We start from the raw sequence: 12,759 nt of genomic DNA on the forward strand, positions 1-12,759 counted from the left end.
CTCGGGGGAGCCGAACGGGGGCGCTCCGTGAGCATCCCGCAACGCTCTGACCTGGTGATCTTCGGATCGGGGGAGATATCCCCCACAAAACCGGCGGGCCTGTTCGCGTCCACCGGCGGGACGCGGGCCGACATGGGACGTCGACCAGACGCTCCCGGCGCGCGAGTTTTGGCCAACTCCCCTACCGGGCCTATGAGTTCAGGCTGAGTCGACGCGGTCGGGGGTTGTCACGCGGGACGGTCATGGGGCTAAATGCCGAAGGATTGATGACTCGGACCCGAGGGGATGTGTCATGAGCATGGACACCCAGTGGGGCTAGAGTCCACAGCTCGTGGGAGTGCGGCCCGTTCGACTTCGGTCGCGGGTCGCCGCCCGGCATGAGGTGTCTCGTAGCGGGGGAAGGGGAGTCGTCTGGTGGCAGCCGACCGGCCGGTGGGCTATCGGGTGCTGTTGGCGGTGACGGAATACCGTGCGGTGTTCGCCGCGAGCGCGCTGTCCTGGACCGGGGACTATCTGTGCAAGGCCGCGGTCACCCTGCTGGTGTTCGAGCGGACCAGCTCGGCGCTGGCCTCGGGTGCCGCCTTCGCCATCGGGTATCTGCCGTGGCTGGTCGCGGGCCCCGTGCTCGCCGCACTCGCCGAACGGTACCCCGCACGCACGGTCATGATCTCCTGCGATCTGGTCCGGGCGGCACTGATCGGACTCGTCGCGATACCGGGCGTGCCGATCCCCGTGCTGTTCGCGCTGCTGCTGGCCGGCGGGCTGGCGTCGCCGCCGTTCGAGGCGGCACGCTCGGCCCAGCTGCCGCAGATCCTGACCGGTGACCGGTATTCGCTGGCCCTGGCCCTCAACAATTCCGTCCTGCACACAGCCCAGGTCGCCGGGTACGCGATCGGCGGAGTGATCGCCGGGTACAGCCCGCAGGTGGCTCTGGCGCTCAACGCCCTCACCTTCGTCGGGTCGGCGCTGCTGCTGCGCCTCCACGTCCGCAAGCGCCCCGCGACCCTGACAGCCGCCCGCCGCACCGGTCTGTGGCGTGAGACGGGCCAGGGGTACGCGGTGGTGTTCGGCGACCCGCTGCTGCGCGCGATCGCGATCATCACCTTCGGCGTGGTCACCTTCGTGATCGTCCCGGAGGGCCTGGCCGCGGCCTGGGCGTCCGACCTCGGCGGCGGCGGCAGGACCCAGGGCCTGATCATGGCCGCCAACCCGCTCGGCGTCGCCCTCGGCGGCCTGGTCCTGAACCGTCTGCTGTCTCCCGGCCTCCGGACCCGGCTGATACGTCCGCTGGCCGTCCTGGCACCGCTGGCTCTGGTTCCCGCGCTGTTCGACCCGCCACTGACCGTGGTGGTCCTCGTGGTCGCCGTCTCCGGGGTGGCCATGGCGCTGCTGCTGCCGGCTGCCCAGACCCTGTTCAAGCAGGCCCTCGCCCAGGAATACCGGGCCCGGGCGTTCGGCGTGATGAACGGCGGCGTCCAACTCGCCCAGGGGGCCGCGATCCTGATCACCGGAGCGCTCAGCGAGCGCCTTTCCACCCCGACCGTCATCGGCGCCTGGTGCGCCGCCGGGACCCTGCTGATGCTGCTGGCCACGTTCCGGCCGCTCACCGATCCCGACGGGGAGGCCGACGTTCCTCCCGTCCTGGCCAAGGAGACTCGATGAACACCCCCGCCGTCACGGCTGCCACCGGCGGTGAATCCGGCCGGCCCCGAGGCACCCAGGACCCCGAGGACAGCCAGGGCCCCCGGACCGGTGACGCGATCGGGGACCTGCTGCTCGCCGCCCACCAGGCCGCCGCGGATCCGGCTGCCGCACCGGTCCTGCAGATCATCGAACGCGACGACGGCTTCGTGAAATCGGCCCCCGTCACCTCCTGGATCGCACCGGTCGACCAGTGGCCCGACGAGGACCGCCAAGCGCTGGACCTGGTCAAGGGCGGCCGGGTCCTGGACGTCGGCGCCGGTGGCGGACGCGCCGCGCGCGTACTCATGGACCGCGGTCACGACGTCACCGCGCTGGACGTCTCACCCGGCGCGCTGGAGCTGTGCCGACGGCACGGCGTGCGGTCCCTCGTCCACGGCACGGTCGACGAACACGCCGGTTCCGGCGCGCGGTACGAGAGCTTCCTGCTGCTGGGCGCCAACCTGGGCCTGCTGGAAAGCCGGGAGCGGGCGCCGCAGTTCCTGCGCGCCCTGGCCGCGATGGCCGCACCCGGTGCCGTCGTCATCGGCCAAGGCCACAACATGACCGACTCGAAGGCCCCGCAGCATCTGCCCTACAACCAGCGCAACCTGCGCGCGGGCCGCATCGCCGGTCAGCGCACCCTGCGGATCCGCTACCGCGACGTGGCCACCCCCTGGTTCCACTACCTGTGCCTGGCCCCCCACGAACTCGCCGTGCTCGCCGCCGGAACCGGCTGGCAACTCAGCGACATCGCTCCCGCCGAGACGGCGACCGACTACATCGCCACCCTCACCCTGACAGCCAACTGAACGCGGTCCTCCCACCGCCCTCCGGCCGACCGGCTAACGGGCGGCCGGATCGCTGGCTTCGGTCTCGCCGGTGGGCCGCAGGACCCCGAGAAGGTCTCCGCCGGTCACGTGGCTGGTCGCGTCACAGCCCCGAAACGCAAGAAACCCCACATGAAGTGGGGTCTCAGCTAGTGTCCGAGGGGGGACTTGAACCCCCACGCCCGATAAAGGGCACTAGCACCTCAAGCTAGCGCGTCTGCCATTCCGCCACCCGGACAAGGTGTTTGTCGCGCGTGGTTTCCCCGCGGCGACGAAGGAAACATTACCAGGCTTCCAGGGGTGGCCGATCACCCCCTGTTCCCACTCGCGTCCCGCGTGAACGGCGTGTGACGGGCCGGGACCGCCCTTGGGTGCGGCGCCGTGGGGAGAGAGGATGGGGGAGGACCACCAGCAGTGACAGTGGGAGGAAGCAGCGTGAGCGACACGGACACGGCCAAGGGCGTCACCGGCGAGGACGAGGTCGTGGACCTCTGCCGCGAGCTGATCCGGATCGACACCAGCAACTACGGCGACCACTCGGGCCCCGGTGAGCGCAAGGCGGCCGAGTACGTCGCCGAGCAGCTCGCCGAGGTGGGCCTCGAACCCGAGATCTTCGAGTCGCACCCGGGACGCGCGTCCACGGTGGCCAGGATCGAGGGCACGGACCCCTCCCGGCCCGCGCTCCTCATCCACGGCCACCTGGACGTCGTACCGGCGAACGCGGCGGACTGGACCCACCACCCCTTCTCCGGCGAGGTCGCGGACGGGTGCGTGTGGGGGCGCGGCGCGGTCGACATGAAGGACATGGACGCGATGACCCTGGCGGTCGTCCGCGACCGGCTGCGCAGCGGGCGCCGGCCCCCGCGCGACATCGTGGTCGCCTTCCTCGCGGACGAGGAGGCGGGCGGTACGTACGGAGCGCGGCACCTCGTCGACAACCACCGCGAGCTGTTCGACGGCGTCACCGAGGGCATCAGCGAGGTCGGCGGGTTCTCGTTCACGGTGAGCGAGGAGCGGCGGCTCTATCTGATCCAGACGGCCGAGAAGGGCATGCACTGGATGAAGCTGACCGTGGCCGGTACCGCCGGGCACGGGTCGATGATCCACCGGGACAACGCGATCACCGAGCTGTCGGAGGCGGTCGCCCGTATCGGCCGGCACAAGTTCCCGGTACGGGTCACGAAGACGACGCGCGCCTTCCTCGACGAACTGGGCGACGCGCTCGGCACCCAGCTCGACCCCGAGGACATGGAATCCACCCTCAAGCGGCTCGGCGGCATCGCCAAGCTCATCGGCGCGACGCTCAGCAACACCGCCAACCCGACGCAGCTGAACGCCGGTTACAAGGTCAACGTCATCCCCGGCGAGGCCACCGCGCACGTCGACGGGCGGTTCCTGCCCGGGTACAAGGAAGAGTTCTTCGCCGACCTCGACCGGATTCTCGGGCCGAACGTGAAGCGTGAGGGCACGCACTCCGACAAGGCCCTGGAGACCTCCTTCGACGGGCCCCTGGTCGAGGCCATGCAGTCCTCGCTGCTCGCCGAGGACCCGACCGCGAAGGCGATCCCGTACATGCTCTCCGGCGGTACGGACGCCAAGTCCTTCGACGACCTGGGCATCCGCGGCTTCGGCTTCGCGCCGCTCAAGCTGCCGCCGGAGCTGGACTTCGCGGGCATGTTCCACGGGGTCGACGAGCGGGTGCCGGTGGAGGGGCTGAAGTTCGGGGTGCGGGTGCTGGACCGGTTCATCGACGCGTCCTGACGTCGTGTCCTGAAGTCGTGTCCTGAAACCGTACGGCGCGTGTTGACGCCGGAATTCGACCGCGCGTACGGAAGCCACTGGGACGGGTGAATGTGCTCATAAGCTCGTAGCTCCATTACTCCCTCCTCGTTACAGGTGATGCGATCGGCAACACGAGATCGCTTTTGCCAACAAGGAGGAATAATGATCAAGAAGGTCGTCGCCGCTGCGGCTGCCACCGGTGGCCTGGTTCTCGCGGGTGCGGGTCTGGCCGTCGCCGACTCGGGTGCTCAGGGTGCTGCTGTGCACTCCCCGGGTGTCGTTTCCGGCAACGTCATCCAGGTTCCCGTGCACGTCCCGGTGAACGTGTGCGGCAACACGATCTCGGTGATCGGTCTGCTGAACCCCGCCTTCGGCAACACCTGCATCAACAAGTGACGTCGCCCCTCTGAGGGGTGACCACATCCTCGGCCCCGGAGCGCGCGCCATGCGCTCCGGGGCCGACGGGATTTTCGCGTCTTTGTCGCGGCCTTTCGCGCTCCTTATCGCAATTACCGCGGGGAGAGACGCGACCAATTCAGGTCAGGATTGAAGGCAGGGGGGAATTCAGCAATGCGACAGGTCACTCGAAAGAGCTTGATGACCGTGGCGGCCGCGACCGGGGTGATCGCCGCCGCGGGCGGTGTCGCCCACGCCGACTCCGGTGCGAACGGCTCCACTTCGGACTCGGCCGGCGTACTGTCCGGCAACACCGTGCAGGCACCGGTGCATGTGCCGGTCAACGTCTGCGGCAACACCGTGAACGTGGTCGGGATCCTCAACCCGGCGGTCGGCAACAAGTGCGCCAATCCGGGTGGGGGCGGCGGAAGCGGTCACGGCAGTGGCGGCTACGGTTCGTCGGGAGGCCACGGTTCGACCGGTGGGCACGGTTCGAACGGTGGGCACGGCTCGTCGGGCGGGTACGGGGACTCCGGTGGTTACGGCGACTCCGGGGGCTACGGCGGGTCGGGCGGACACAGCGGTTCCGGTGGGCACGGGAGCTCCGGCGGACACGGAGCGCACGGCGGCTCAGGGGGCTCGCACGCCGGCGGACACGCCTCGAACTCGCCCGGTGTCGGCTCCGGCAACCACGTCCAGGTACCGATCGACGTACCGGTGAACGTCTGCGGCAACAGCGTCGACGTCATCGGCATCGGCAACGCCGTCACCGGCAACGACTGTGCCAACGACGGGAGTTGGAACGGCGGCGGGCACGGTCACGGGACGCCTCCCGGGGGCGGCGGTCACCACGGTGGCGGTCACCACGGGACGCCTCCGGGAGGGGGCGGTCACCACGGTGGGGGCCACGACCACGGGACTCCTCCGGGCGGGGGCGGGCATCACGGCGGCGGTCACCACGGGACCCCTCCGGGTGAGGGCCACCACCCCGGGGGCGGTCACCACCCCGGCGGTGGGCATCACCACGGCACGCCTCCCGGTCACGGCGGTCACCACGGCACGCACCCGGGCGGCGGTCACGGGACCACCCCGCCGGGAACGCCGGGCCACCCCGGGACTCCCGGTCACCCGGGCACTCCCGGTACGCCCAGCCACCCCGCCTCGCCGGGCACCTCGCCGGTCAAGGGCGTTCACACGCCGACCGGTTCCGCGCACGTGACCCAGCCCGGTGCGCAGTCCGCCGTCCAGTCCCAGGGCGGCGCGCAGCTCGCGCACACCGGCAGCGAGCTGCCGCTGGGCCTAGCCCTGCCGGTCGGCGCGGGCGCGCTGCTCGCGGGCGCGGTGCTGTACCGCAAGGCGCGGGCCTCGGCGTAACTCCCGGGCACATGTGACTCGGAACATGTGATCTGCGCAACGGAGGGGCCCCGCACCGTCGGGGCCCGCTCCGTCGCACCCGGCTCAGCTCACCACGTGGCCCGCACCTGGCGGATGATCCGCCGGCGCAGCCGCACCCTGCGACTGCCGTCGCGCAGCAGGCTCAGTCGGTCCAATTCCCAGTGTCCGTACTCGGCATGGTCCGTCAGCAGACGTGTGGCGTCCTTGCGGGAGACCCCGCGCGGTACGTACACGTCGACAAATTCGTATTCCGGCATCGCATCTATTGTGCGGGCAGAGCCCCGGTACGGATAGCGTCTGCACTATGTCTGATGCTGCGCAGCCCACCGCTGCCGAGGTACGCGCCGCCGCCGAGGCGGTCAAGACCGCGCTCGACCGCCACCTGGCCGCGGTCGAAGCCCGGTCGGGGGAGGACGACCCGGCCGTCTACGAGGCGTTCAACCAGCTCGCCGCGGCCGCCGAGGTCTACGACGAGCTGCTCTACGACCGTTATGACGAGGTCACGCCTTTCGAGATCCCCGGTTCGGACGACTCCCTGCCGCCGTACACCGGCCCCGAGGAGCCGAACGCGGTGAGCGTGCTGATCCGCCGTGACTACGCCGTGGCGGAGCCGCAGCGGCTGCTGGCCCAGGCGCAGCGGGTCGAGGCGGCGGTCGGTGACGGCACGGGCACGGAGGCCTCCGCCACGATCCACGGCGCGCTCGGCATCCTCTTCGACGAGTTCGAGGCGGACGAGATCGCCTCCCGGCCCAAGGAGTTCGGCCTCGAAGAAGGCGACTCCACGCTGTGGGTGACCGCCGCCGACGAGACGGCCGAACCCGGCGTCTGGCTGGAGGCCCCCTTCGAGGGGGTCGATCCGCAGCGGGTGGTGTGCCGCTTCGACGTCAGCGCGGTCTTCGACGACGAGATCAACGACGAACTGGACGACATCGACGAGGTGGACGAGGCCGGCGAGGAGATCGAGGACGAACTCGATCCCGACCTGGACGCCGATCTCGACGAGGACGAGGACCTGGAGGCGCTGGAAGCGGACCGCTGAACCGCGCCGCGCCCGGCTGTTGCGAAGACGACGGCGGCGGTCACCGAGGGGCTCCCTCGGTGACCGCCGCCGTCTGTCGTCCGCTTCGGACCTCCGCGAGGTGACCGCAGTTGTCCGCCGTGCCGCTCAGGCCTCCGCCGGTACCTGCGGTCGCAGCAGCACCGGCAACCGGGTCGTGCGCGGCTTGGCCGGGACCTCGGCGACGGCCCGGGGCAGTGCCTGGTCCACGCCGTGCACCACGGACAGATGCCGGTCTGCCCGGCTGAACGCCGTATACACCCAGGGCCGGTTGAGCGCCTGCGCCGCGTCCCCGGGCAGCACCACGACCACCGCGGGCCACCGCACCCCCACGGCCTGATGCGCGGTCAGTGCCCACCCGTGCCGCACGGACTGCTCGACCCGCTCCTTCGGTACGACGACGGGGCCGCCGGCGCACTCCAGGTGCAGCCCCTCGGCGTCGGCGGTCACCACCCGGCCGGGAACCGTACGACCCGGGGTGGGGGAGTACGCGATCCGGTCGCCGGGGTCGAAGCCGCCGAAGCGGCCGGGGCCGGGGTTGAGCCGCTCCTTCAGCGCCACGTTGAGGGCACGGGTGCCGGCCGCGCCGCCGTGGCCCGGCGTGATCACCACCGTCTGCTCGGCCGGGACGCCGATCACGCGCGGCACCGAGTCGGCGACGAGCTGCACGGTCCGGTGCACGGCCTCACCGGCGTCACGCACCGGCACGATCACGACCTCCTTGCCGGGGGCCTCCACCTGGTTCAGCTCGCCGATGCCGATGCCCGAGACGAGCTCGCCCACGGGACCGAGATCCGGTTGCCGTGAGACGACCTGGGGGCAGGCCTTCGACGCGAGCAGATCGGCGAACACCCGCCCGGCACCCGCCGACCACAACACCGCCGGGTCCCCGGCCAGCACCAGCCGAGCCCCGTCCGGCAGCGACTCGCTGAGCAACGCCGCCGTCTCGACGTCCAGTTGAGGCGCGTCGAGCACGACGAGGAGATCCAGATCGAGGGCACCGTCCGCGTCCCGCCCGGGGCCTTCCGCACCGGACAGCAGCCCGGCGACGGTGGCGGCGCGGGGGCCGTCGACCGGCACGGCACCTTCCGGCTCGGCGGACGCGGGAACCTCCGACTCCGTGGACCGCGTGAGCGACGCGGCGAACCGGTCCCGTCCGACCGGACTGTGGGCGGCGGCCCAGGCACGCAGCCCGAAACCCGCCGCCGCGCGGAGCAGTGCCGCCGGTTCCTCCAGGGACGCCTCCCCGCCGGTGTGGAGCACCAGGCCGTGCCCCGCGACCGCGCGGATCAGCTCGCCGGTGGAGCCCTTGGCGGCACCGGCCTGCTCCCAGTCCGCCGCCGAACCGTCCTCCTTCGGCACCGAGTTGACCAGCTTGGCGAGTCCTTCGGCGAGGCTCTCCTCGGCGAGCGCGTACCGCTCCAGGCCGATCAGCACGCGGACCGGACGCTCCTCGGCCTCGGTGTCCTCGTCGGACGCGTCGTCCGTGCGCTGCACCGGGACCGCGGGCTCGTCCAACGCGTCCTGGAAGAGCAGTACTTCGCCCTCCGCGATGGCGCTCTGCGTCGCCGCGTCCGGGTCGGGCACCCCTTGCTTGGCCAGCGCGGCCGTCAACGCCGACGCCTCCAGGGCCGTATGCCCGGCCAGGGCCGCCTGCTCCAGGAGCCAGCCGACGACCGCCCGGCCCCGCCGCTCGTCGTCCGGCGCGCACTCGGCGCCGAGCAGCGCCCGCGCGAACCCGTCGGCCTGCTCGGGCCGTACCCCCGGGACGCGCAGCAACTGCCAGGGATCCTCGCGGAGTTGATCGTCACCGCCCTCGCCGAGTGCCGCCGCGACCTGGGCCGCGAGCGTCTCGGGCGCGCCGCCCTCGGCCAGTACACGCCGTACGGACTCGACGGTCTCGGTCGCGGGGGCGCCGGGCTCGGTCGGGACGGGCTGTGGCTGTCGCACCGCTTCGGGGGCGGCCGATCGGCGCGGAGCGGCGGGTTCCGGCTTGGTGAAGGGGGTGGTCACGGGCTTCTCGCCGCTCTCCACGGCCCGCACCGCCGCGAGCAGATCGGCGGCCGTGCCGGTGAGCTTGGCGCCGGCCGTGATGGGCCCGGCCTTCTCCGCCTTCCGCCGCTCGATGCGCTCCCGCTCCACCTGCTGCGCCAGCAACTCGGCGGCGGCCTCGGACAGTTCGGGAGCGGCGGCCTCGGCCTTGGCCTCGCCGGTGCCTTCGCCGCTCTCGGCGGCCGTGCCCTCGTCACCTTCCACCGCGGCTTCCGCGGTGCTCTCCGCCGCCGCGTCCTCGGTGCCTTCCACGGCGTCCGTGCCCGTGTCCTCGGACGGCGAGGTCTCCGTGGTCTCCGGGTCCGTGCTCACAGCGTGCTCCAGTCGTGATCGGGATAGCGGTGCAGAGGCGCCGACACATCGTCGAGCGCTCGGCAGATCTCGTCAGGAAGACTAAGCGCCTCCACTGACAATGCGGCCGTGAGCTGGTGCGCGTTGCGCGCGCCGACGATCGGGGCGGCCACCCCGGGGCGGTCGCGGACCCAGGCGAGGGCGACCTGGAGGGGCGTCACGGCGAGCCCGTCCGCGGCGATGGTCACCGCGTCCACGATGCGCGTCGCCGTGTCGTCGAGGTACGGCGCGACGAAGGGCGCCATGTGCTCCGAGGCGCCGCGCGAGTCGGCCGGGGTCGCGTGCCGGTACTTGCCGGTGAGGACCCCGCGCCCGAGCGGCGAGGAGGGCAGCAGCCCGATGCCCAGGTCGAGCGCGGCCGGCAGCACCTCACGCTCCACGCCCCGCTGCAGCAGCGAGTACTCGAGCTGCGTGCTCGCCAGCCGCGTGCGCGTGCCCGGTGCCGTCAGCTGCCAGGTCGCCGCCTTGGCCAGCTGCCAGCCGCAGTAGTTGGAGACGCCCGCGTAGCGCGCCCGCCCGCTGCTGACCGCCAGGTCCAGGGCCTGGAGCGTCTCCTCCAGCGGGGTGAACGGGTCGAAGCCGTGGATGTGCCACACGTCGACGTAGTCCGTGCCGAGGCGGGCCAGGGAGGCGTCCAGCGCGGCGAGCAGATGGCCGCGCGAGCCGTCGAAGCGGCGGTCGGGGTCGGGTACGCTCCCCGCCTTCGTCGAGATGACCAGGTCCCGGCGCGGCACGAGCCCCTCTATGAGCTGTCCGAGCAGATACTCGGCCTCCCCGTCGCCGTACACGTCCGCCGTGTCGACGAGGGTGCCGCCGGCCTCCCAGAACGCCTTCAAGAGGTCCGCGGCGTCATGCTCGTCGGTGCCGCGCCCCCACGTGAGGGTGCCGAGTCCGATCCGGGACACACGAAGGCCGGTACGGCCGAGATGCCTCTGCTCCATGAACGCCGAGATTACTGGCCTGAACCTGCCGTGTGGTGGCCTGTGGATAACCGATTTCCACGATGATCCACAGTCCCTCCCGCGGCACGCTCCGTGATCACTCACCGGCACCCGTCCTGTCCGCCCGGACCACCTCGCGCTAGGGTCGGCACAACAGCGACGTTACTGATCGGTAAGGGGTCTGCCATGCAGCTCGGGATCAACCTCGGCTACTGGGGTGCCGGAATGGACGGCGACAACCTCGCCGTGGCGCAGGAGGCCGACCGGCTCGGCTACTCGGTGTGCTGGGCCGCCGAGGCCTACGGCTCCGACGCGGCCACGGTGCTCACCTGGGTCGCCGCGCAGACCGAGCGCATCGACGTCGGCTCGGCCATCTTCCAGATCCCGGCCCGCCAGCCCGCGATGACCGCGATGACCGCCGCGACCCTCGACTCGCTCTCCGGCGGCCGCTTCCGCCTGGGCATCGGCGTCTCCGGCCCGCAGGTCTCCGAGGGCTGGTACGGCGTCAAGTTCGACAAGCCGCTGGCACGCACGCGTGAGTACGTCGAGATCGTCCGCAAGGCGATGACGCGCGAGCGCCTGTCGTACGACGGCGAGCACTGGACGCTGCCGCTGCCCGGCGGCCCGGGCAAGCCCCTCAAGCTGACCGTGCACCCGGAGCGCGAGCACATCCCGCTCTACATCGCCGCGATCGGCCCGAAGAACCTGGAGCAGACCGGCGAGATCGCCGACGGGGCGCTGCTCATCTTCCCGTCCGCCGAGCACCTGGAGGACACCGCCATCAGGCACCTGCGGGCCGGGCGCGAGAAGGCGGGGAAGACCCTCGACGGCTTCGACATCGTCCCGACGGTCCCGCTCGCCTTCGGCGAGGACAAGGACGTGGAGAAGCTCGCCGACACCTTCCGCCCGTACACCGCGCTGTACGTCGGCGGCATGGGCAGCCGGCAGCAGAACTTCTACAACAAGCTGGCCCGGCGCATGGGCTTCGAGGCGGCCGCCGCCGAGATCCAGGACAAGTACCTGGCCGGTGACAAGGAGGGCGCCGCCGCCGCCATCCCGCACGACCTGATCGACAAGACGACCCTGCTGGGCTCCGTGGACCGCATCGCGGACCGGATGAAGGAGTACGCGGCGGCCGGTGTCACCACCCTGACGCTCTCCCCGGCGGGCTGGACCCTGGAGGAGCGGATCGCCGCGCTCCGCGCCGGAACCGAGGCACTGGAGTGCGCGGGTCTCGCGTGACGGGACTCCGCTGTACGGAAGTTTTCTACGGCCGTGGTGGGGGCTCGGGGGGTCTTCCCCGCCACGGCCGTCACGGGGAACAACGCGCGGCGGCCCATGCGGTTACGCCCCCGACGGGACATCTGTAGTCATCCTTTTGGCGGAGTTGTCCGACAGTGCTGTTGCAGCACCTCTGACGTCGCATTTGACTCGTTCTTTGCGGAATGCGGCGGAATCCTGCATGGAGGTGCCTTCAGATGCTTTCGGCCAAGAACTTGTTCCAGGAGATCCTCGACAACGACGAGTCGTTCCGGCTGTTCTGCTCCATCGCGGCCAGCGGCGAGTCCCAGGGTGGCTGGGAGAACGGGCGCATCGCCGTGCTCGTCCCGCCGGCCGAGCGCGACCTCGCTCCCAAGATCAGCCGGCACGGCGCCGACGAGGACAAGCACGGGCGCATTTTCAACGCCCTTCTGAAGAAGCGTGGCCTCGAACCCGTCCCGGTGCCCGCCGACACCGACTACACGATGCTCCTGGAGCGGCACGGCATCGGTCTCGCGCACGAGAAGCTCAAGGGCGAGACCGCGCTGACCGTCCAGGACGTCGTCACCTACCTCGCGCACAGCCGGGTCACCGAACAGCGCGCCTCCGAGCAGATGGAGCTGTTGCGCAGGCATTTCGCCGACCACCCCGACCTCGGCCGCGCGGTACGGATGATCTCGAACGACGAGGACAACCATCTCGCCTACTGCCACGAGGAGTTGCTGCGCTTCGCGGCCGCCGGACACGGCCGCGCCATCCAACGGACGCTCCGCGACTGCGCGTTGGCCGAGATCCGGATCTACCGGAACGTCAGCCTCGCGGTGATGGCCCACATGGGACGCGTCCTCGGCTGGCCGCGGGCCAAGTCGGCGGCGCTCGCCGCGGGCATCCACACCGTGTACGCGTACGAGCGGCTCGGCGGCTGGCGGCGGATGGTGTCCCTGAGGATGCCGGAAAGCCGCGACGCCCTGGGTGGACCGGCCACCGCCGCACCCGAGTTCGCCTGAGCCCAGAC

The 12,759-nt window shown here is 71.3% G+C and carries 11 protein-coding genes and 1 tRNA gene; 8 read left to right on the plus strand and 4 right to left on the minus strand.

All coding sequences use genetic code 11. From position 1 onward, the window contains the following. Positions 1-414 precede the first annotated feature (414 nt). Positions 415-1,662, plus strand: a complete 1,248-nt coding sequence (locus OG714_RS40350; RefSeq protein ID WP_406128575.1) for an MFS transporter — start codon at positions 415-417, stop codon at positions 1,660-1,662. Further along, the gene (locus OG714_RS40355; RefSeq protein ID WP_406128576.1) at positions 1,659-2,492 is read left to right on the plus strand and encodes a class I SAM-dependent methyltransferase; all 834 of its coding nucleotides are present in this window, start codon (positions 1,659-1,661) and stop codon (positions 2,490-2,492) included. The genes OG714_RS40350 and OG714_RS40355 overlap by 4 nt, the downstream gene beginning before the upstream one ends. A 171-nt stretch (positions 2,493-2,663) precedes the next feature. On the opposite strand, the gene OG714_RS40360 is transcribed toward OG714_RS40355, so the two are convergent. Beyond that, positions 2,664-2,748: transfer RNA gene (locus tag OG714_RS40360), tRNA-Leu, on the minus strand. Positions 2,749-2,945: 197 nt separating this feature from the next. On the opposite strand from OG714_RS40360, the gene OG714_RS40365 reads away from it, so the two are divergent. From OG714_RS40365 to OG714_RS40375, 3 genes are all read left to right on the plus strand, one after another. Beyond that, the gene (locus OG714_RS40365) at positions 2,946-4,271 is read left to right on the plus strand and encodes a M20/M25/M40 family metallo-hydrolase (protein ID WP_406128577.1); all 1,326 of its coding nucleotides are present in this window, start codon (positions 2,946-2,948) and stop codon (positions 4,269-4,271) included. A 183-nt stretch (positions 4,272-4,454) separates the two neighbouring features. Further along, positions 4,455-4,688, plus strand: coding sequence for a chaplin ChpH (chpH, locus tag OG714_RS40370; protein ID WP_019066065.1), 234 nt, complete (start codon positions 4,455-4,457; stop codon positions 4,686-4,688). 174 nt (positions 4,689-4,862) lie between these two features. Beyond that, positions 4,863-6,062: a chaplin gene (locus OG714_RS40375; RefSeq protein WP_406128578.1), complete on the plus strand. Its 1,200-nt coding sequence runs from the start codon at positions 4,863-4,865 to the stop codon at positions 6,060-6,062. 89 nt (positions 6,063-6,151) lie between these two features. On the opposite strand, the gene OG714_RS40380 is transcribed toward OG714_RS40375, so the two are convergent. After that, positions 6,152-6,340, minus strand: a complete 189-nt coding sequence (locus tag OG714_RS40380; RefSeq protein WP_005485166.1) for a DUF5703 family protein — start codon at positions 6,338-6,340, stop codon at positions 6,152-6,154. A gap of 47 nt (positions 6,341-6,387) precedes the next feature. On the opposite strand from OG714_RS40380, the gene OG714_RS40385 reads away from it, so the two are divergent. Then, positions 6,388-7,122 (plus strand): hypothetical protein, encoded by a 735-nt coding sequence (locus OG714_RS40385; protein WP_406128581.1) that lies wholly within the window; start codon positions 6,388-6,390, stop codon positions 7,120-7,122. 126 nt (positions 7,123-7,248) lie between these two features. On the opposite strand, the gene OG714_RS40390 is transcribed toward OG714_RS40385, so the two are convergent. Together OG714_RS40390 and OG714_RS40395 are read right to left on the minus strand one after the other, a co-directional pair. After that, on the minus strand, positions 7,249-9,504 hold the full coding sequence (locus OG714_RS40390) for a helix-hairpin-helix domain-containing protein (protein WP_406128582.1): 2,256 nt from the start codon (positions 9,502-9,504) through the stop codon (positions 7,249-7,251). After that, positions 9,501-10,484, minus strand: coding sequence for an aldo/keto reductase (locus OG714_RS40395; RefSeq protein WP_406128584.1), 984 nt, complete (start codon positions 10,482-10,484; stop codon positions 9,501-9,503). The genes OG714_RS40390 and OG714_RS40395 overlap by 4 nt, the downstream gene beginning before the upstream one ends. A gap of 186 nt (positions 10,485-10,670) precedes the next feature. Between OG714_RS40395 and OG714_RS40400 the strand changes: the two genes are divergently transcribed. Together OG714_RS40400 and OG714_RS40405 are read left to right on the plus strand one after the other, a co-directional pair. Then, complete coding sequence (locus OG714_RS40400) at positions 10,671-11,726, plus strand: LLM class F420-dependent oxidoreductase (RefSeq protein ID WP_406128586.1); 1,056 nt, start codon at positions 10,671-10,673, stop codon at positions 11,724-11,726. Positions 11,727-11,962: 236 nt separating this feature from the next. Beyond that, entirely contained in the window at positions 11,963-12,751 is a 789-nt protein-coding gene (locus OG714_RS40405; protein WP_406128588.1) for a ferritin-like domain-containing protein, read from the plus strand. Positions 12,752-12,759 lie beyond the last annotated feature (8 nt).

Origin of the sequence: Streptomyces sp. NBC_00989 (genome assembly GCF_045162655.1) — a bacterium.
In the GTDB taxonomy this organism is placed as follows: domain Bacteria; phylum Actinomycetota; class Actinomycetes; order Streptomycetales; family Streptomycetaceae; genus Streptomyces.